This is a genomic window from Meridianimarinicoccus marinus (assembly GCF_040689105.1).
GTDB classification, from domain to species: Bacteria; Pseudomonadota; Alphaproteobacteria; order Rhodobacterales; family Rhodobacteraceae; genus Meridianimarinicoccus; species Meridianimarinicoccus marinus.
On sequence record NZ_JBFBVU010000023.1, the window covers coordinates 40,966 to 61,031 of the forward strand.

The 20,066-nt window shown below is 65.9% G+C and carries 15 protein-coding genes and 1 pseudogene; 10 read left to right on the top strand and 6 right to left on the bottom strand.

The features are described from left to right. Positions 1-2: 2 nt before the first annotated feature. On the bottom strand, positions 3-944 hold the full coding sequence (locus AB0T83_RS15510; RefSeq protein ID WP_366194129.1) for a glycosyltransferase family 2 protein: 942 nt from the start codon (positions 942-944) through the stop codon (positions 3-5). A gap of 207 nt (positions 945-1,151) precedes the next feature. On the opposite strand from AB0T83_RS15510, the gene AB0T83_RS15515 reads away from it, so the two are divergent. The 6 genes from AB0T83_RS15515 (at position 1,152) to AB0T83_RS15540 (ending at position 7,702) form a co-directional block, all read left to right on the top strand. Continuing rightward, positions 1,152-1,631: a hypothetical protein gene (locus AB0T83_RS15515; RefSeq protein WP_193143371.1), complete on the top strand. Its 480-nt coding sequence runs from the start codon at positions 1,152-1,154 to the stop codon at positions 1,629-1,631. Positions 1,632-1,944: 313 nt separating this feature from the next. Continuing rightward, complete coding sequence (locus tag AB0T83_RS15520) at positions 1,945-2,871, top strand: hypothetical protein (RefSeq protein ID WP_366194130.1); 927 nt, start codon at positions 1,945-1,947, stop codon at positions 2,869-2,871. Between the two features lie 228 nt (positions 2,872-3,099). Continuing rightward, positions 3,100-4,185: a glycosyltransferase family 2 protein gene (locus tag AB0T83_RS15525; RefSeq protein WP_366194131.1), complete on the top strand. Its 1,086-nt coding sequence runs from the start codon at positions 3,100-3,102 to the stop codon at positions 4,183-4,185. A gap of 45 nt (positions 4,186-4,230) precedes the next feature. Next, positions 4,231-5,598, top strand: a complete 1,368-nt coding sequence (locus AB0T83_RS15530) for a phosphohexomutase domain-containing protein (protein ID WP_366194132.1) — start codon at positions 4,231-4,233, stop codon at positions 5,596-5,598. A gap of 62 nt (positions 5,599-5,660) precedes the next feature. Further along, a complete protein-coding gene (locus AB0T83_RS15535) occupies positions 5,661-6,971 on the top strand; it encodes a UDP-glucose dehydrogenase family protein (protein WP_366194133.1) in 1,311 nt (436 codons plus the stop codon). Next, positions 6,968-7,702 (top strand): SGNH/GDSL hydrolase family protein, encoded by a 735-nt coding sequence (locus AB0T83_RS15540; protein WP_366194134.1) that lies wholly within the window; start codon positions 6,968-6,970, stop codon positions 7,700-7,702. Before AB0T83_RS15535 ends, AB0T83_RS15540 begins: the two co-directional genes overlap by 4 nt. A 16-nt stretch (positions 7,703-7,718) precedes the next feature. Here the strand turns inward: AB0T83_RS15540 and AB0T83_RS15545 are convergent, their stop codons facing one another. After that, the gene (locus AB0T83_RS15545) at positions 7,719-10,172 is read right to left on the bottom strand and encodes a M10 family metallopeptidase C-terminal domain-containing protein (RefSeq protein ID WP_366194135.1); all 2,454 of its coding nucleotides are present in this window, start codon (positions 10,170-10,172) and stop codon (positions 7,719-7,721) included. Between the two features lie 485 nt (positions 10,173-10,657). On the opposite strand from AB0T83_RS15545, the gene AB0T83_RS15550 reads away from it, so the two are divergent. The 4 genes from AB0T83_RS15550 to AB0T83_RS15565 all read left to right on the top strand — a co-directional run bounded on the left by AB0T83_RS15550 (position 10,658) and on the right by AB0T83_RS15565 (position 16,011). After that, on the top strand, positions 10,658-12,079 hold the full coding sequence (locus AB0T83_RS15550) for a mannose-1-phosphate guanylyltransferase/mannose-6-phosphate isomerase (protein WP_366194136.1): 1,422 nt from the start codon (positions 10,658-10,660) through the stop codon (positions 12,077-12,079). 65 nt (positions 12,080-12,144) lie between these two features. Continuing rightward, the gene (locus tag AB0T83_RS15555) at positions 12,145-13,698 is read left to right on the top strand and encodes an O-antigen ligase family protein (RefSeq protein WP_366194137.1); all 1,554 of its coding nucleotides are present in this window, start codon (positions 12,145-12,147) and stop codon (positions 13,696-13,698) included. 5 nt (positions 13,699-13,703) lie between these two features. Beyond that, the gene (locus AB0T83_RS15560) at positions 13,704-14,852 is read left to right on the top strand and encodes an acyltransferase family protein (RefSeq protein WP_366194138.1); all 1,149 of its coding nucleotides are present in this window, start codon (positions 13,704-13,706) and stop codon (positions 14,850-14,852) included. Positions 14,853-15,207: 355 nt separating this feature from the next. Further along, positions 15,208-16,011: a glutathione S-transferase family protein gene (locus tag AB0T83_RS15565; protein ID WP_366194139.1), complete on the top strand. Its 804-nt coding sequence runs from the start codon at positions 15,208-15,210 to the stop codon at positions 16,009-16,011. 408 nt (positions 16,012-16,419) lie between these two features. Here AB0T83_RS15565 and AB0T83_RS15570 read toward each other — a convergent pair whose 3' ends face one another. The 4 genes and pseudogenes from AB0T83_RS15570 to AB0T83_RS15585 form a co-directional block, all read right to left on the bottom strand. Then, entirely contained in the window at positions 16,420-16,842 is a 423-nt protein-coding gene (locus AB0T83_RS15570) for a VOC family protein (protein ID WP_366194140.1), read from the bottom strand. A gap of 44 nt (positions 16,843-16,886) precedes the next feature. Then, positions 16,887-18,008 carry a hypothetical protein gene (locus AB0T83_RS15575; protein ID WP_366194141.1) on the bottom strand — a complete coding sequence of 374 codons (1,122 nt, stop codon included), beginning with the start codon at positions 18,006-18,008 and terminating at the stop codon, positions 16,887-16,889. Positions 18,009-18,022: 14 nt separating this feature from the next. Next, positions 18,023-19,576, bottom strand: coding sequence for an MBOAT family O-acyltransferase (locus AB0T83_RS15580; protein WP_366194142.1), 1,554 nt, complete (start codon positions 19,574-19,576; stop codon positions 18,023-18,025). Positions 19,577-19,599: 23 nt separating this feature from the next. Further along, positions 19,600-20,066, bottom strand: a pseudogene (locus tag AB0T83_RS15585) (hypothetical protein); the annotation flags it as partial.

Here is a 20,066-nt window from a genome sequence, read left to right on the forward strand (position 1 = left end):
GCTCAGCCGCCGCGCAGCGCCTGTCCCAGCATCCAGCCCGCCCGCGCCGCGCGCAACCGCAGCAGCGTGGCCGCGCCGCGGCGGCGTTCGATCCCCGAGGCCAGCTTGTCCGAGCCCAGCACTTTCGGCAGATGCGCCAGCCCCGAGACCAGCACGGCCCCGGCCCGCAGCGCCCATTTCGCCCGCGCCGCCGGGGAGGTGCCGTTCAGGTGGAACCCTTCCAGCGTGGTGCGTTGCCATTTCTTGGCCAGTGCGGCCCAGTCCTGCCGGGTCGGATGGCTGACCGCCAGGTCGTCGGCATAGACCAGATCGTGCCCCCTGGCGGTGGCGCGGAAGCACCAGTCCATGTCTTCCGACAGCCCGACGATCAGCGGGCCGACATCGTCGAAGACCGCGCGCGAGGTCAGCAGGTTGGCGGTGACGGAAAATCCCTTGTCCTGCACATAGCTGCGCTGGTGGAAGGCAAAGACCGTCTCGAAGGCCTCGGCGCCCGAGCGGGGGGGCGGGGTTTCGTCAAACGTATCCACCCGCCCGCCGGTCAGCCCGGCCTTGCCCGCCAGCCGCAGGGCGGTCTCCAGCCAGTCGGGGGCGGGCACGCAATCGCTGTCCAGAAAGGCGATCAGCGGCGCCGTGGTCTCGGCCACCCCGCGGTTGCGCGCCGCCGCCGCGCCCTTGGCAGGCTCGGTCACAAAGCGCACGCCCGGATGGGCGGCCTGCAGCGGGCCCAGGTCGCAGGGGCTGGCGTTGTCGGCCACCACCGCTTCGACGTCCCGATGCGCGGCCAGTTGCGGCGCCAGCGCCGCCAGGCAGCGGCCCAGACGCTCGGGATCGTTGTAATGGGGGATGATGACGGCCAGCCGTGGCGGGGCGGGGGCGGTTTGCGGGGCGGGGGCGGTTTGTGGAGCGGGGGCGGTTTCAGGAGTGGGGGGAACAACTTCGGACACTGGGAACACCTCGGGATCGGAACCTGCCGCCCTTGTGCCAAATTGCGCGGGGCGCGCCTAGGGTCATGGTGATGCGGCACGGGGAGCGGGGCAGGGGGGTCCCTTTGCCCCTCGCGCCACCCTGCACGCCGGGTGGGGACAAATACGACTGTTCTAGGCTCCTATGCCAAGCTGGTATTGCCCCGCGGGGTTTCGTAACCTTGACACATGACGCTCACTCAAGCAGCTGAATTGGCCACAATAATTGGTGTGGTGGTAGCAGGGATTGGCCTAATCTATGCGGCAATCCAAATTCGGAAGAATGCGCGAATTTCCGAAGGTCAGTTTCTTCTCGAACTCACCAAGATGTTCAAGGAGCATGATGCGGTTCATATCAAGCTTCGACCGGCGGGTGATTGGCAGAAGGGTGATCAAGATCCTAGTACGCTAGACGACTGGGCAGCCGTTGATGCCTACATGGGGCTTCTTGAGCGGTGTGAAGTGCTGATGAGGCAGAAGTCACTCAACCCAGAGGTATTTGCGAGCATGTTTGCGTACAGGGTCGATAACCTGTTGGCACAAGAAGCAATCGTTGGGGGGAAGCTGGTTGGCGACGAGTGCACTCATTGGGCCGACTTCATCAAGCTCGCCAAGCGACTGAGAGACATGGATGCGTTGCATCAGGACCTGCCCAAGGGAATAAGATAGGCGCTTTCTGGATCTGCCCGGTGATAGAACGCCCCGGTGCTACTACCGATCTGGCGCAGAAAAACTCCCCGTATCCGCATCGCCTGCCACACAGCGCGCCCCAGACCGGTTTCCGGATGCGCATGGGGGCGCCGTGTCAGAGGCCCTCCGCCCCCACGGCCTGATCTGCGCAAACATCTTGTTGGGATGTGACGGCGCGGGCCGGGGCAGGCGATGCCATGATTCACATCAACGACTTTTCCGGCAGGTTATGCAAACATCCGAATACGTGTCTGGCCTGAGTGCCACACGATCTGATCGGGGGGGAGCAGCAATGCAAATTACCACAGGAAATGAACGCACCACCGGGCGCGCTGCATCGGGTCGGCTGTGCAGATGCGCCGGTGCCCTTGCCCTTGCCTCGGTCCTTCTGGCAGGCCAGCCCGTGCCGGGTGCGGCGGCGACGCTGAAGGTGTCGCTCAGCATTCCGCAGTTGAAAGTCACGGCAGACATGGACGGCCCAGGGGACAATACGGCAGAGGCCTATGCCTCTGGCAGTATCGGGTATTCAGGTATTTTTTCCGGAACTTCAGGGCGTTTTCGTACAGGCACTTTCAAGGCCAAGGAGAACAGAACCGTCTACCCGGACTGGTCCATCGTTCGGTCCATCGATCCCAGGGTCTATACCCAGAATTACGGGTATTCCGTGCCCATCAGCATCCATCTTCGCGACAAGGACGTCCGGCGGGATGACCGGATCGATATCAACCCCGTTCGCGGGGTGAGCGGTCTGTACTTTTTCTTCGATCTTCAGACCCAGGCCATGTCGATCCGCAGCCCGCAAACCGGGAATGCCGGAGAAAACGCCACCATCTACTTCGACATGTTCTCGCAGCCGCTGGTGTATGATTTCAATGTCGACAGCAGTGCGACCCCGCAGGGGAATGGATGGCTCTATACCTATGATTTCCAGAACCTGTCCTCCAGCCACTACGACATCACCAATGTGGTGCTGAAAGGGCTGGGAAATATCTCGTGGAATCTGGCGCCCGGGGCCTCCATCCAGGTGAGCCGCTGGTCAAGGCACGAACCGGGCCGGGCGCTTGCCACCGGTCTGTATTCGGATCTGGATCAGACGGTGCGGACCCAATACGTGGACGCGCCCGTTCCCCTGCCGGCCTCGCTGGTGCTGCTGGCGGGATCGCTTGCCGCGCTGGCCTTTCAGGGCCGGGTCCGGCGCAAGGTCTGCGGTCCGGCCTAGGGTCCGGCCCGCGGCACGGCCGCCGCCTCTCGTCTTTCGCGCGGCGGTCTTCGGGGCATTGGCACCAGCGGCCAATGCCCTTTTCACTGCATCAATCCGTCCTCTGGCCGCCAAGGGTTACTCTGCTGTTAGGTGCAACCCGGGCCTGTCCTGTGTTTTGCAGGTCCGCGTGGTATGTTAGATGGTGCAGGCGGGGACGGCGCGCTCCGCGAGATATGGGCGAGTAGCATGCGTGATTTTCCCCTGGGCGTGGTGATCGTCACCTTCAATTCCGGTGGCGAGGCGGTGGATTGTGCCGAAAGCCTGCTGGCAGCGGCGCAGGCGGCGGGCGTGCGGCTGCGGGTGGCGCTGGTGGACAATGCCTCGGATGACGACACCGTGGCGCGGCTGCGCGGCTGGGCTTCGGGCGAAACCCCCTATGCGGCGCCGGTGGGCCTGCCCTTCGATCTGAGCCCTGTCGCCAAGCCGCTGGACCTGCGCGAGGGCGGTGCCGATCTGGCCCCCGATCCCGGCGCCCGGCTGACCCTGCTGCACAACGCCGCCAACCGTGGTTTTGCCGGGGGGGTGAACGTCGGGCTGGCCTATCTGGCGCAGTTTTCCGACATCGAGCATTTCTGGGTGCTCAACCCCGACAGCGTGGTCCCGCCCGAGGCGCTGACGGCGCTGGTCGAGACCCTGCCCAAGGCCGGGGATTACGCGCTGATGGGCGGGCGGGTGACCTATCTGGACCCCTCCGACATGATCCAGATCGACGGCGGCAAGGTGAACATGGCCACCGGCGTGACCGCCAACATCCACCTGGGCCAGTCGCACAACGACACCCCGCCGCCGGCCTCGGACGAGCTGGATTTCATCATGGGCGCCAGCATGATCGCCTCGCGCGCCTTCTATGAAGAGGTCGGCCCGATGCGCGAGGAGTATTTCCTGTACTACGAAGAGGTCGACTGGGCCATGCGCCGGGGCGACCGGCCGCTGCTGTTCTGCGAGGGGCTGCGGATCTATCACCATGCGGGCAGCTCCATCGGCTCGCCGACGCTCAGCCGCCTCGCGTCGCCGTTCTCGCTGTATTTCAAGCATCGCGGGCGGATGATGTTCCTGCGCCGCTTCGCGCCGAAACGCAGCCTGCTGACCGGCTATGGCTATACGCTGGCCTATGCCGCGCGGCTGCTGCTGCGCCACCGCGCCCCCGAAGAGGCACATGCGGTGCTGGCCGCCGCCTTCGGGCTGAGGCCGCCGGCCTCGGTGCGCGCCCGGCTGAGCGGACCGGCCGCCGAGATCGCCTTTGCTGCGCCAAAGCGCACCGCCCTTCTGTAAACCTGTCCGGGGGCCGCCCCCCGAAACCGACCCGAGAGAGACCCCATGTCGACCCTGACCTGTTTCAAGAGCTATGACGTCCGCGGCCAGCTGGGCGTGAACCTGGATGCCGGCATCTGCCACCGCATCGGGCGCGCCTTCGCGCAGGTGATGCAGCCCGGCCTGGTGGTCACCGGCCGCGACATCCGCGAAAGCTCGGCCGAGTTGCAAGAGGCGCTGATCGCCGGGCTGCGCGACGGCGGGGCGGATGTGATCGACATCGGGCTGTGCGGCACCGAGGAGGTCTATTTCGCCACCACCCATTACGACGCCGGCGGCGGGCTGATGGTGACGGCCAGCCACAACCCGATCGATTACAACGGCATCAAGATGGTGCGCGAAGGCTCGCGCCCGGTGTCGGGCGACAACGGGCTGAACGACATCCGCGATCTGGCCTACAGTCAGGATTTCGCCCCGGTCGAAACCCCCGGCAGCCTGCGCGTCGAAGACCCGCGCGCCGCTTTCGTCGACCGGGTGTTGTCCTTCATCGATCCCGGCGCGCTGACACCGCTGAAGATCCTGGTCAACGCCGGCAATGGCACCGCCGGCCCGGCCTTCGACGCCATCGCCGGCAGGCTGGAGGCGCTCGGCGCGCCGCTGGAGTTCGTGCGCATGCACCATGATCCCGACGGCAGCTTTCCCAATGGCATCCCCAACCCGCTGTTGCCGGAAAACCAGCCGGTGACGGCGCAGGCGGTGCGCGACCATGGCGCCGATTTCGGGGTGGCCTGGGACGGCGATTTCGACCGCTGCTTCCTGTTCGACGAAACCGGGGCCTTCATCGACGGCGAATATATCGTCGGCCTGCTGGCCGCGGCCTTCCTGGCCACGGAACCCGGCGCCAGCATCGTGCATGATCCCCGCGTGATGTGGAACACGCTGGACGTGGTGGCGGCGGGCGGCGGCACGGCGGTGGTGTCGCGCACCGGGCACGCGCTGATCAAGGCGCGGATGCGCGAGGTCGACGCGGTCTATGGCGGCGAGATGTCGGCGCATCACTATTTCCGCAACTTCATGTATTGCGACAGCGGCATGATCCCCTGGCTGAAGGTGGCCGAGCATATGGCGATGACCGGCCAGAGCCTGTCGGCGCTGGTGGCGCAGATGCGGGCCAATTTCCCCTCGTCGGGCGAGATCAACTTCCGGCTGGAAGATCCCGACGCCGCCCTGGCCGCCATCGAGGCGCGGTTCGGGCCCAAAGCCACCGGCACCGACCGGCTGGACGGGCTGAGCCTGAGCTTTGACGACTGGCGCATGAACCTGCGCAAGTCCAACACCGAACCGGTGCTGCGCCTGAACGTGGAAACCCGCGGCGACCGCGCCCTGCTGGACGCCCGCGTCGATGAGTTGCGCAGCCTGATCACCTCGGCCTAAGGTGCCGCGTCCGCCCCGAAATTACGCGGCGGCGGATGCGTCTGGCAGAAGGAGCCCCGCCCATGAAACTGGCAATGATCGGAACCGGCTATGTGGGGCTTGTGTCGGGGGTCTGTTTTTCCGACTTCGGCCATGCGGTCACCTGTGTCGACAAGCAGGCCGCCAAGATCACCGCGCTGGATGCCGGCCAGGTGCCGATCTATGAACCGGGGCTGGACGATCTGCTGGCGCGCAACGTGGCCGCCGGGCGGCTGTCCTTCACGCTGGATCTGGCCGCCGCGCTGAAGGGGGCCGATGCGGTCTTCATCGGCGTCGGCACCCCGACCCGGCGCGGCGACGGCCATGCGGATCTGACCTATGTCTATGCCGCCGCCCGCGAGATCGCCCATGCCATGGACGGCTACACGGTGGTGGTGACCAAATCGACGGTGCCGGTGGGCACCAACCGCGAGGTCGCCCGGATCATCGCCGAAGAGGTGCCCGGTGCGCAGTTCGACGTGGTCTCGAACCCCGAGTTCCTGCGCGAGGGCGCGGCGATCGAGGATTTCATGCGCCCCGACCGCATCGTCGTCGGCGTCGAATCCGAGCGCGCGCAGGAGGTCATGGCCGAGATCTATCGCCCGCTGTCGCTGCGCGAGGCGCCCATCGTCTGGACCGGTCTGGAAAGCGCCGAGATGATCAAATACGCGGCCAATGCCTTTCTGGCCACGAAGATCACCTTCATCAACGAGATCGCGGCGCTGTGCGAAAAGACCGGCGCCGATGTTCAGGCGGTGGCCAAGGGCATGGGCATGGACGGGCGCATCGGCAACAAGTTCCTGCACGCGGGGCCGGGCTATGGCGGTTCGTGCTTTCCCAAGGACACCAGCGCGCTGGCCCGCATCGGCCAGGAACATGCCGCCCCGCAGCGCATCGTGGAAACCGTGATCGCGGTGAACGAGGCCACCAAGCGGGCGATGGTCGACAAGGTGCTGGACCTGTGCGGCGACAGCGTGGCGGGCCAGAAGGTGGCGGTGCTGGGGGTGACCTTCAAGCCCAACACCGACGACATGCGCGACGCGCCGGCGCTGACCATCGTGCCGGCGCTGATCGGGCGCGGCGCCAGGGTGCATGTGGTCGATCCGCAGGGCCAGCGCGAGGGCGCGGCGCTGCTGCCAGGCGTGGTCTGGGACGACGATCCCTATGAGGCCGCCCGCGATGCCGCGGCGGTGGTGCTGCTGACCGAATGGAACGAGTTCCGGGGGCTGGATCTGGCCCGTCTGGCCGGGGTCATGGCGACCCCGCGGCTGGCCGACCTGCGCAATGTCTTCAGCCCCGAAGCGGCGCGCGAGGCGGGCTTTGCCTATGTTTCGGTGGGCCGCCCCGCCGCATGAGGGCCGGGGCGGGGGCCGGACTGGCCGCGCTGGCGCTGGCCGCGGGGCTGGCGGTCCTGCTGTGGCCGCGCCCGCCCGGGGATCCCGCCGACCGCGCGCTGACCCCTTGGGAGGATCCGGCGCGCCCCGCCCGCATCCTGGCGTTCGGCACCAGCCTGACCGCCCGCGGGTCCTGGCCCGAGGATCTGGCCGCCACCCTGACCGCCTGTCTGGGCCATCCGGTGCAGATGACCCGCGTGGCGCAGAACGGCATGGGCTCGACCTGGGCGCTGGCGCAGCTCGACCGCGTGGTCGCGGCGCGCCCCGACCTGGTGCTGCTGGAGTTTTCCATCAATGACGCCGATCTGCTGGACGGGGTGTCGCGGCGTACCAGCCGGGCCCGGCACGCGGCGCTTCTGGACGCCCTGGCCCGCGATCTGCCCGACACGCGGGTGCTGCTGATGACCATGAGCCCGGTGGCCGGCGTGGTGCGGCATCTGCAGCGGCCGTGGCTTGGGGCCTATTACGGGATCTACCGCGATCTGGCGGCGGACCATGGGGTCGGTCTGGCCGATCTTTATCCGCGCTGGCGGGTGGCCCCGGCGGATCTGCCCGACGGGCTGCACCCCGCGCCGGGGGAGACGGCGCAGCTGGCGGTGCCGGTGCTGGCACGGATGATCGGGGCCGCCGCCGGGCAGCCCGCCTGCGGGGCGGGGGCGGGGGCCGGAAAAGGGACAGGGGCGGGGGGCTGAGCCCCCGCCGCCGGGATCAGACGAATTCGAAGTCCGAGAGGTTGAGCGCGCTGGCGGTGGTGTCCTGCAGCACGATGGTCTGGCCGTTGGACAGGGTCAGCTCGGCATCGCTGCCATTCTGCACCAGGTTCAGCCCGGCCAGGGTGGTGGCGGCCACGCCTTCCAGCCGGATCGTGTCGCTGCCCAGTTCGAAGTCGCGGATCGTATCCACGTCACCTGCCTGTGCCAGCGTGTCCTGGAACACGAAGACATCCGCGCCGCGGCCGCCGATCAGCGTGTCATCGCCCAGGCCGCCGTCCAGCAGATCGTTGTCGCGCCCGCCGCTGATGTAATCCTTGCCGTCGCCGCCATAGAGATCCTGCGCCCCGTAGGAAAACAGCAGCCGATCGTTGCCGCCGCCGCCATGGACCGTGGCCGTGACATTGTCGGTGACGCGCAGCAGGTCGTCGGTGCTGCCCAGCACGGTGTCGGTCGAGCCCGAGGCGCCGGGCAGGGTCACCACCAGGCTGTTGGTCAGCACGAAATCATTGGCGGTCATATCCGCCACGTTCAGGCCCTGCACGATGATGAAATGCTTGCTGGAGGCGATGATCTTCACCCCGGCGGCATCGCTGCGCAGGTCGAGGTCGCTGAAGCTGGCAAAGCCGAAACCCGACAGGTCGATGATGTCCTCGCCCTGGGTGAAATCGGTGATGTAGTCCTTCTTGGCGCTGGAGGAATGCAGCTCGTCATCGGAGGTGAAGAGGAAGCGGTCATTGCCGCGCCCGCCGGTCAGCGTGTCCTTGCCGGCGCCGCCGAACAACACGTCATCGCCGTTGCGGCCATCCAGCCGGTCGGACCCGGCGCCGCCCACCAGAACGTCATCTCCCGAGCCCGCGAAGATATCGTTGCGGCCGCCGCCGGCGATGATGACCGCCGCCGCCGCGCCGCTGCTTTTCAGCTTCTCGGTGGCGTTGGACAGATAGACCACCTCGGCGCCGCCGGTGCCCCCGGTGCCGCCGCCCGTGCCCCCGGTGCCGCCACCCGTGCCGCCGGTTCCGCCGCCGGTGCCCCCGGTGCCGCCGCCGGTTCCGGCCGAGCCGCCGGTCAGGGTCAGATGGGTGTTGCCGTTCGCGGTGGCCACGTCGAAACTGTCGGTGGCGGCCAGGCCGGAGAAGGTCAGGCTGGCCTCGGCGGTGCCGTCGCCATCCAGGTCGACGCTGAGCACGCCGCTGGCGGCGTCATAGCTGACCTGGCCTGCGCCCAGGGCGGTGCCCTTGATCACCACGGTGTCATCGCCGTCGAAGTCGATCACGGTGTCGCCGTCCAGCCCGACAAGGCTGTCGGTGACGGTGTTGGCGCCATTGCCCAGGTCCAGGGTGTCCGCCCCCAGCCCGCCGGTCAGGAAGTCGTTGCCGCCCCGGCCGCGCAGCACGTTGTCCAGCTGGTTGCCGATCATCAGGTCATTGGCCGAACCGCCGGTGGCGTTCTCGATCAGCGACCGGGTGTCGCCCTGGTGCAGCAGGGACATGTAGACATGGCGCGCCGCGTAGATCGGGGCGGACCCGCCGACCAGCTGCGCGCGCTGGCTCAGCCCGCCCACGTCCAGGTCCAGGCCGCGCCCGGCGTTCAGGTCGATCTCGAGGTCGGTGGTATAGTTGGACAGGTCGATCAGGTCGGTGCCATTGCCATCCCACAGGGTGCGGAAAATGCGGTTGGCGCCGGGGGTGCCCTGGGACACGCCATCGATCAGCATCTCGCCGGTGGCGGGATCGAAGCTATAGACGGTGTTGCCCGACAGGGTGGCGTAATTGGCGCCGTACAATTCCTGGATCGCCAGCAGGTCCAGCATCATCAGCGATTGCGGGTAGCCCCAGCTTTCCACCGTGTAGCTGCTGCGCGGCCCGCCCAGGTAGGACCGGTAGGACATGACCGTGTATTCCAGCCCGTCATAGGCGGAATCCATCGTGGTCGGATTGTCATGGGGGTGCTTCAGGCCGACGGAATGGCCGATCTCGTGCAGCGACACCAGGTATTCGTAGCTGCCGATATAGGGGACCGGGGTGGGCGCGATCATCTTGTCGAAATAGGCCTGGTCGAGACCGAACCAGATGTCGCCATTGGCGTCATAGGTGCCGGGGCTGTAGGCCCAGGCGGTGTCCGGCACGCTCGACCCGCCGACCCGGATCACCGCGCTTGCGGCGTTGCCGGTCTCGGTCATGTTCAGGCCCGAGACCGCGTTCCAGGCCGAGAAGGCGTCGCGCAGCACATCCTTGCCGGCGTCGCTGAAGTTCAGGAAATGGCCCGGCTCCATGTAGGCGGAATAGGAACTGGGATAATCGGCGGCACTGCTGGCAAACCCATAGCTCAGGTCGCCCGTGCTCCAGGGCCCGGCGGGGCTGAGCAGGGCCTGGATCTCGCTTGCACCCGGCGGGGTGTCGGGTTCGGTCGACAGCGTCGCGGACCCGTTGACAGCGCTGGTCGTCGTCACAAGACCGGACCCTTCAGGCTTGGGCGCGCTGCAAACACCTTCGCAGCACGGATCAAGGCACACGTCACACATCAAACTTCTCCAAAACACTTAACAACGCGAGGCTGGGTCGCGTCGCACGCCACATTTTGCTTCGTTGGGAAGGGTTGACGACAGGACTGCCGCGCCCGGGAAGAACTCGAAGATAACGAAGCAGTTACCATGAATCGGCATTGAAAAGAAACGCAAACAGACTCCGCCAGGGCCGCAGCAGCCGCCGTTTGATACCGCCTGGGGCGAGAATCGGCGTGAAATTGCCTAAAAAAATGCTAATAAGCGGGAGTCTCTGCCTTTTCGGAAAATGTGCTTAAAATACACGCTTAGGTTGAATGATTCCTTTACCCTTCCCGAGTCGCCGCCTGCACAGAGGATGTGTCACGCTTAACAAGCCCGGCCCCGTGGGCTATGACTTTGTGCAGTGCTGACAGTTCGGTAGAGGCAGTGTGATGATTCATCCAGTAATTCTGTGCGGCGGGTCCGGGACCCGTCTTTGGCCCCTGTCCCGGAAGGCCTATCCCAAGCAATTCACGCCGCTGTTCGGCCGCGAAAGCCTGTTCCAGGCCTGCCTGCGCCGCTATCTGGGCGACGGCTTCGGCGCCCCGGTGGTGCTGAGCCATGCGGATTTCCGGTTTCTGGCCGCCGAGCAGATCTCGGCGGTGGGTCTGGAGAAGGCCGCCATCCTGCTGGAGCCCGAGGCCCGCAACACCGCCCCCGCGATCCTGTCGGCGGCGCTGTATCTGGCCGGCCAGGGCAAGGGCGACGACCTGATGCTGGTGGCACCCTCGGACCATGTGATCCGCGATGTGCCGGCCTTCCTGACGGCGGTCGAAGCCGGGACGGCGGCGGCGGAAAAGGGCGATCTGGTGGCCTTCGGCATCCGTCCCGACCGCGCCGAGACCGGCTATGGCTACCTGGAAGTGGGCAGCACCGACACCGCCACCCCCAAGGCGATGCCGGTCACCCGCTTCATCGAGAAACCCGATGCCGACCGCGCCGAGGCGATGTTCGCCGAGGGCCGCTTCCTGTGGAACGCCGGCATCTTCCTGTTCAAGGTGGACACGCTGATCGCCGCCTTCGAGGCGCTGGCCCCCGAGATGGTGCCGCCCTGCCGGTTGGCGGTGGAAAAGGCCCGCGACGACCTGGGCTTCCTGCGCCTGGACGAGGAAGCCTTCGCCAGCGCGCCGGAAGACAGCATCGACTATGCGATCATGGAAAAGGCCGCCGCCGTGGCCACCGTGCCGGTGGAATGCGGCTGGTCCGACCTGGGTGCCTGGGACGCGGTCTGGCGCGAGATGTCGCCCGACGAGCAGGGCGTCGCCACCTCGGGCGCGGTGACCCAGATCGATTGCGCCGACGTGCTGCTGCGGTCCGAGGACGACGGGCCGCGGGTGGTGGGGGTGAACCTCAGGGATATTGCCGTGATCGCCATGCGCGACGCGGTGCTGGTGGCCGACATGTCCGACCTGCAGGCGGTGAAGACCGCGGTGCAGACCCTGAAGGCCGAAGGCGCCGACGAGGCCGAGATCCTGCCGCGCACCTACCGCCCCTGGGGCTGGTACGAGACCCTGGCCCTGGGCGACCGCTTCCAGGTCAAGCAGATCATGGTGCCGCCGGGCAAGAAGCTGTCGCTGCAAAGCCATGTGCACCGCTCCGAACACTGGGTGGTGGTGCAGGGCACGGCCACGGTGACCATCGATGACGAGGTCAAGCTGGTCACCGAGAACCAGTCGGTCTACATCCCGCTGGGGGCCGTGCATCGGCTGGAAAACCCCGGCAAGGTGGATCTGCACCTGATCGAGGTCCAGACCGGGTCCTATACCGGCGAAGACGATATCATCCGCTACGAAGATATTTATAATCGCGCGTGACACTCGGGGGGACCCGGTGCGGTTTCTGACCGCGCCCCCCCTGCCGGACCAGAAAAGGAGGCGCCGTGTCTGACGCCGCGCTGTCACGCTCCCGCCCGACCGGACGGCCGGCCATGGCGGAGCCGCCCAAGACCTTCCCCCCGGAACAGATGGTGCCGGGGAAGATCCCGCCCGTGCCGAAACTGGCGCTGCTGGCGATGATCGCGATGATCTCGCCGATCTGGCTCGACGTGGCCGGGGTGCTGCTGGCGCCGACCCGGGTGCTGTTCGTGGCCTGCCTGCCGGTCCTGCTGGTGATGCTGTTCATGGGCAAGTTCGGCAAGGTGGTCCTGACCGACTATCTGATGCTGTTCTATTCCTTCTGGATGTACCTCTCGATCGCGCTGTTCAACACCGATGTGGTGCTGGTCTTCGGCACCCTGCAGATGTCGCTGGTGCTGGGCGGATACCTGATCGGGCGGGCCTCGATCCGCACCCTGGGCGACTGGCAGGCGATGGCGCGGCTGTTCGGGATCATCGTGGTCTGCATGGCGCCGCTGGCGGTCCATGAGGCCATCACCGCGGCCTTCCTGATCCCCGATTTCATCGCCTCGCTGCCGGGGTTTACCAGCGTCACGGATGTGACCGACAAGGGCTATCCGCGCCGGTTCGGGCTGGACCGGGCGCAGGTGGTCTTCGGCCACCCGATCCATTTCGGCCTGTATTGCGCCATGCCGATCAGCCTGTTCTTCATCGGGCTGCGCAACAAGATCTCCTTCATCACGCGCGGCACGGCGGTGGCGCTGATGCTGGCGGCCTGTTTCACCTCGGTGTCCTCGGGGCCGCTGCTGTCGGCGATCTTCCAGACCGGGCTGATCGGCTATTTCATGATGCTGGACGGGCATCCCAAGCAATGGCCGATCCTGCTGTGGGGGCTGGCCATCATCTATGCGATCATCGAGATCGGGTCGGACACCTTCGGGCTGTACGCGGTCGCGGTGCGGCTGGCCTTCAACTCCAACACCGCCTCGATCCGCCGGACCCTGTGGGAATACGGCACCGCGCAGGTGGCGGACCATCCGATCCTGGGCATCGGCCACAACTGGTGGAACCACCCGGTCTGGATGTCGGGCAGCATCGACAACTACTGGCTGCAACTGGCGATCCTCTATGGCATCCCCGCCAGTTTCGCCATGATCGCGGTCTATTTCTCGATCATGATCCGGGCCGGGCGCGGCAAGTTCATCCCCGGTTCCGACGCCTACAACGCCCGCGTGGCGGTGACCTTCCTGCTGGTCACCATGTTCCTGATCCTGGCCACGGTGACGATCTGGAACGAGGTGCTGGGCATGGTGATGTTCCTGCTGGGCTCCTCGGTGTTCCTGTTGCAGCCGCTGGCCGGCGAGGCGCCACAGGCCGCGGCCGATCCGCGGGCCGCCCGCAGCCGCGGCGGCGGCCGGCCGGCGGCCGCCGATCCGGTGCCGCCGCCCCGTGGCGGGGCCGGGACCGGGCCGGGATCCTCGGCGCCGGTCTATACCCGTTTTCCCAAAGGAAGTGTTCCCGCAGGCGGTGCCCGTCCTGCCCGGCCCGGCTCTGCCCGCGCCGCGCAGCCGGTCCGCAAGCGTCTTAACGAGGATTGAGTGTCGTGCGTCCGCCCCATCTGAAAAACCGGTCCGCCCTGCTGGACTGTATCCGCGCCGTGGCGATCATCATGGTCATCGGCTTCCACGTGGCGCTGGAATACCCCCGCGCCGATCTGGACACGGCGGCCCTGTTCCTGCGCCGCTACGGGCTGCTGGGGGTGGCGATCTTCTTCCCGCTCAGCGGCTACCTGATTTCCAGCTTCCTGCTGACCCGCGACTATCCCGGCTTCCTGAAGACCTTCTTCCTGCGCCGCTTCTTCCGCATCGTGCCGCTGTATTTCGTGGCGGTGACGGTGTTCGCCCTGGCGATGATCGTGACGCAGACCGACCTGCACCTGCTGGACCGGATGTGGGTGCCCTACAGCTTCCTGACCGCCTGGATCATCTTCTTCCAGGGCGAGGCCACGGTGCCCTACACCATCACCTGGTCGCTGTCGGTCGAGGAATTCGCCTATATCGTCTTCGGCCTGGTGACCTGGTTCAGCCGCCGCAGCATGCCCGCCTTCCTGATCGCGGTGAGCATCCTGCCGGTGCTGCTGCGCTGGTACCTGTACTGGGAAAGCGCCAACGGCAACCACACCCCGGCGATCCATTATTTCCCGCTGGCCCGGATCGACGCCATCGCCACCGGCGGGGTGCTGGCCTGGCTGATGGTGCGCAAGACGCCGCTGAAATACCTGCTGCTGGGGTTCGGCGGGCTGACCGTGATCGCGGCGCTGCTGGTGCAGCAGAACCCGGTGCTGAACCGCACCTTCCTGTATTCGCTCACCACCTTCGGCACCTGCTTCTGCATCGCGCTGTTCGATGGCGGCCGCTGGCGGATGTACTCCAACGCGGTGATCGAGGTGATCGCCAATATCGGCTTCTATTCCTACTTCACCTACCTGTTCCACTATTTCAACGTCTACGCGCTGTTCGCGGTGGTGCACAAATTGTTCGCAACCCCGCCGTCGTTCTGGATCATGACCCTCGCGGCGCTGGCGCTGACCCATGCGCAGGCGATGATCTCGTACAAGATCTTCGAAGGGCCGATGATGCGCTTCGGGCGCAAGCTGGAAGGGCGCAAGGAGACCGGCGGCAAGAAGGCAGCGGGCATGGTGCCGGTGCCCATGGCGACCGGCGCGGATATCCCCAAACCGCCCGAGACCTGAGCCGCGCCCAAACCCTGGCACAAGGCCCGGCCCCTGACGGGGACCGGGCCTTTTTGTGAACCGGGGGTTTCGGGCCGGAAACGGCGCGGGCGCGCCTCAGGGGGGCGGTTGCGGAGAGGGGCGAAATCCTGCGCCAAGCGCGCCCATACTCTGCGGTGCGGAAAAAGGCGGCTCTGAGCCCGATGCTACCGAATGCTACGGTCAGCTCGAACTGGCAGGAAGCCGACCATGGAGACATCTGAGTGAAATTATCAGATGACTGCTTCGAGCCCGATGCTGTCATCGCTTTCACAACTATTGCAGCGATAGACTATGCTCTCGTGACAAAGAATCTGCCTTGAGAGTAGTCGCTGATATGTCGAACCCTACTGTCTACCACATCCCGGTTTGCCCCTTCTCACAAAGGATCGAGATCCTCCTTGCGTTGAAGGGGTTGGAGCGGGCGGTTGATTTCCAAGTCATAGACATCACCAAGCCGCGCCCAAAATGGCTTTTAGACTACACTGGCGGCTCCACAGCGCTTCCGGTTCTGGTTGACGAACAAGACCGTGCACTGAAGGAAAGCCTCGTGATACTGAACTACGTCGAGGAGCGGTTTGGAGAAACGCAAGTCGCTCGCAATGATCCATTTGAGCGTGGCATTGAGAGGCTGATGATAACCCGAGAGGGTCCGTTCGGTATGGCCGGATACTTCTACGTCATGAACAGAAATCGTGACGAAATTGCCAACAAGCGGGAAACCCTCTTGGAGCACTACAAGTGGCTCAACGACTTTTTGTTGCGTCACAATCCGGACGGTACATGGTTGTTTGATGAGTTCGGACTGGCGGAGGTCGTGTTTACGCCTCTAATGATGCGATTTTGGTTTTTGGATTATTACGAGAGCTTCCACCTACCCGATTGTCCGGAGTTCGATCGAGTGGCTCGTTGGAGAGAGGGGTGCCTTGCTCATTCCGCTGCTCAGCAGGTAACCCCGGAGCAGATCGTGAAGCTTTATTATGACTATGCAGTTGGGTCCGGCAACGGTGCTCTACCCGAAGGACGAAACGTTTCTTCGTTCACGTTCAATCCTGATTGGTCTGCCAGACCGATGCCCCCAAAAGACAAGTATGACCGCATTGCCGCCGACAGTGAGTTAGGGCTGGAAATTACAATCTGAGCGTTAGTCTCGGATGCTAACTGAGCAGTATTGGTTCGGGTCAGAACGGCTCAATCGGTTTGTGTTACTTTGGAAGTTTCCTCTGCCCCTTAACGGCAACTCAGTCCGCTGAGCAGGGTCGGACGGCAGTTCGCGAGTGGCTGCTTCGTCCGCACACCAGACCTCCGCCGGAATACGCCGAACGGCGGCAACGCGCAGTTAGCGGTTGCTCGCGGTGATCGGTCGAAGGTCGGCAAGGCCCCGCACAGCCGACCTTCGCGTGTCCCGGTTGAACGGCTGTCTGCAGGGCCCAAAACCGCTGTCGGGCAGATCAAGGGCTTGCGGGGGATTTCCCCGGCAGGTTCAGGTGGGACAGAAGCCTCGAATTCCGTTCGCGCAGGATGCCGCCCCGCTCCGCACCGGCCCCCCTCAGCCCAGCGGCTGGACGTATTCGATGATCACCCCGCGGGTCGAGACCGGGTGCACGAAGTTGCACAGGAAATTGCCCGCGCCCTGCACCGGTTCGTCTTCCAGCATCCGCACGTCGCGCTCGGCCAGCGCTTTCTGCACGGCGCGGATGTCGGGGGTTTCGAAGGCATAGTGATGCAGGCCCCCGGCGCCCCGGTTGAACTTCATCAGCGGCCCGCCGGTGGGCACCACCAGTTCCACCGCCGCCGTGCCGGCGGGGGCCTTCAGGAAGATGCACCAGCATTCGAAGGCCTCCACATAGCCGCGGTAGTCTTCTTCGTGGTTGAACAGCGCCATGAAGGCCTCGGCGGCCTCCATGTCGGGCTGGATGATGCCCACGTGGTGCAGTTTCGGGGCGGCGGGCAGGATGGGCAGATCGGTCATGGAGGCTCCGGCAGGGTCGGTCGGGAAGGTCGGGTCGGGAAAGGTCAGTCCCCGGACAGGCTGCGGGCGATGCGGTCGGCCAGCCAGGGGGTCAGGCGGGCGATGCCCAGGCTGGAGCCATGGGCCGCATCCACGTAATTCGCCGGATCCGTCGCCAGGAAGCGCGCCGCCCAGTAGTCGCCGAATTGCTGCACCCATTCGGCCTCATGGGCGTCACCGTAGCCGTCATAGAAGGGCAGGAACAGGAAGGCGGTTTCGAACCCATAGGTTTCGGCCAGCTTGTCGAGGTCGCGCAGATAGGCGCGCGAGACGCCGAATTCCAGAGCGTCGGGCAGCATCGGCACCGGCCAGGTGATTTCCGCGCGCCGCTGGGCGCTGTCGGCGGCGATGGCCAGGGCGTGATCCAGGGTGCCGGTCTGGCGCGCCTCGGCGTCGACGCTCCAGCCCGGATCGTTGAAGCCGCGGTGATCGGGGGCGGGGCCGAGATAGGCCGCCGGATCGAAATCCTTTGCATAGCCGAAGGCCTCGGGCAGCAGGCTGGCCAGCCCCAGTTCCATCTGCCGGTAGGGCAGGGCCGCCAGGTTCACCGGCAGCGTGCGGTTGACCAGCCAGGGGCTGGACAGAAGCTCGCCGGGCCGGGCCAGGTCGCCGAAGGTCTGGTGGCCGTCGCGCGGGAAGACCTCGACCAGTTCCCAGATCACCAGCTTGATTTCGGGGTGATGTTCCAGCGCCTCGCGCAGCACCGTCAGCCGCCAGTCGAAGCCCGAGGCCGGGATCGAGACATTGGCCACATGGGCGCTGACGCCGCGCTCGGCCAGGGCCGCTTCCAGCTGCTCCACATTGGCGCCGCGCGCGGTGCGCGACGAGCCGATGACCAGAACGTCGATCGGGGTGTCGTCATAGGCCAGCCGCTCATAGACCCAGCCCAGCCGGTCGAAGATCGTGCCCTTGAAGGACTGGTAGCGGATGTAGGGATCATGCGGCAGCGCCAGCGTCAGGGCGAAGGCGCCCAGAAAGACGGCGGCCACCAGCCCCAGGAAGCGGCCCAGCCCCAGCGGCCGGCTGAGCCAGCCGGGCCTGTCCGCCACCGGTGCCTCGGCGCTTCTGTCGTCCGCCTGCCGGGCGGCGGGGCCGAAGCTGTTCGGGCCGGAGGATGTCTCTGCCATGCGTCCTTGCCCCGTCAGAAGTTGAAATAGATGAATTCGGTCTCGCCGCGGCTGACGAAGGCCACGGCAAGAAACAGGACCAGCCCGGTATAGCATGCCCAGAGCGGTGTCGGGCGCCATTGCAGCGCGATCTTCGGCAGCGCCACGCCGCGCCATTTCGCCCAGCCCAGGATCGGTTCGTAGCGGTTCATGATCTGCTGGGTGTTGGGGAAGAAGGCGATCAGCGCGGCGGCCACCAGGATGAAGGTCAAAGGCTCGGTCAGCAGCTCGCCGAAGCTTGCGGGCAGGATCGACGGCAGCATCAGCAGGTCGCCCAGCTGCACCATGCCGGTCCAGATCGCCGCCGCCGCCGCCACGCTGTCGGCGCGGAACACCACGTTGGCGGCGGCCACGCAGACCAGCGTCAGCAGGTGATAGACCACCATGTCGCGCGGGCCGGGCTTGATCTTCTTGCGGCGCTTGCGCCGGTAGGTGCGCCAGAATTCGTTGACCGTCAGGTAGATGCCATGCATCAGCCCGAAGACCACGAAGGTCCAGTTGGCGCCGTGCCAGAAGCCGATCACCACGAACAGCAGGATCGTCGGCATCGCCGTGGTCAGGGCGAACATCTGCCATTTGCCATAGCCGCGCTCGGCCCCGAAGCGGGTCAGCGGCACCACCAGCGGCTGGTGCATATAGGCGACGATGAACTGCTGCAGGGTCATGTGCCAGCGCCGCCAGTATTCGATGATCGAGGCCGCGCGCAGCGGCGAATGGAAGTTCGGCGGCAGTTTTACCCCGAACATCCGCGCCAGCCCCAGCGCCATGTCGGAATAGCCCGAGAAGTCGAAATACAGCTGCAGCGTATAGCAGGCCGCGGCGCGCCAGGCCGCCAGCAGCCCGATCGGATCGCCCGCCGCCGCCGCGTCATAGATCGGCGTGGCGAAACCCGCGGCGCTGTCGGCCAGCACCGTCTTCTTGAACATCCCCAGCGCGAAGATCGCCAGACCGACGGTGAAATTCGCGGTGGCGAAGCGGCCCAGGCGGCGCCCGAAGAACTGCGGCATCATCTCCTTGTAGTGGACGATGGGGCCGGCGATGAGCTGCGGGAAGAAGATCACGAAGGTGGCATAGCGCCAGACGCCGGTGGGGCGCACCTCGCCGCGGGCCACGTCGATCAGGAAGGCGATCTGCTGCAGCGTGTAGAAGGAGATCGCCAGCGGCAGCAGGATCCGGTCGAGCACGAAATCGGTGCCGGCCACGCCGTTCAGGTTGTCGATGAAGAAATTGGCGTATTTGTAATAGAACAGGATGGCGAGGTTGAAACACACCCCCAGCCCCATCACCCGCGCGTTGCCCCGCCCGGCCTCGCGGCGCCGGTCCAGCCAACTGCCGAAGATATAGTTGCCGCCCATCGAGGCCAGCAGCAGCAGCACATAGGGCGGGTTCCACACCGCGTAGAACAGCAGCGAGGCCATCACCAGGAACAGGAAGATCCAGCGCTGCCTGCCGGTGGCGATCAGCAGGTAATAGCCCGCCAGCGCCGCGGGCAGGAACAGGAAGACAAACTGGAGCGAGTTGAACAGCACCGCGGATCTCCCGGCTCAGGACATCATGCGGACACGGGCGTCTGTACCGCCAGGGTCATGGGCAGGTCGGGGGCGTCATAGCCGGCCAGCTCCAGCACCCAGCGGGTGCCGCCCTCGCCGATCGGGCCCAGTTTCTCGAAGCCCAGCTTGCCATAGTGATCTTCGACCATGCCGTTCTTGGGCGAGGGCAGGTAGTCGCCGTAAAGCTTGCCGATGCCGGCGGCGCGGGCGGCCTCGACCACGGTGGCCAGCGTCGCTTCCTCGACCCGGCGCTTGAGCACCCGGCAGGACATCAGCCAGGTGTCGAAGACCCAGGCCCCCGGTTCGGCATCCTTGCGCAGGATCACCACCGAGATCATGCCGTTGTCGCCGAACTTGTCGGTCAGGCGCACCTGCAGGGTGTGGCAGGCGGGATCGTCTTGCATCGCCGCCACCTCGGCCTCGGTATAGCGCCGCGTGGTCAGGTTGAACTGGTTGGACTTGTTGATCA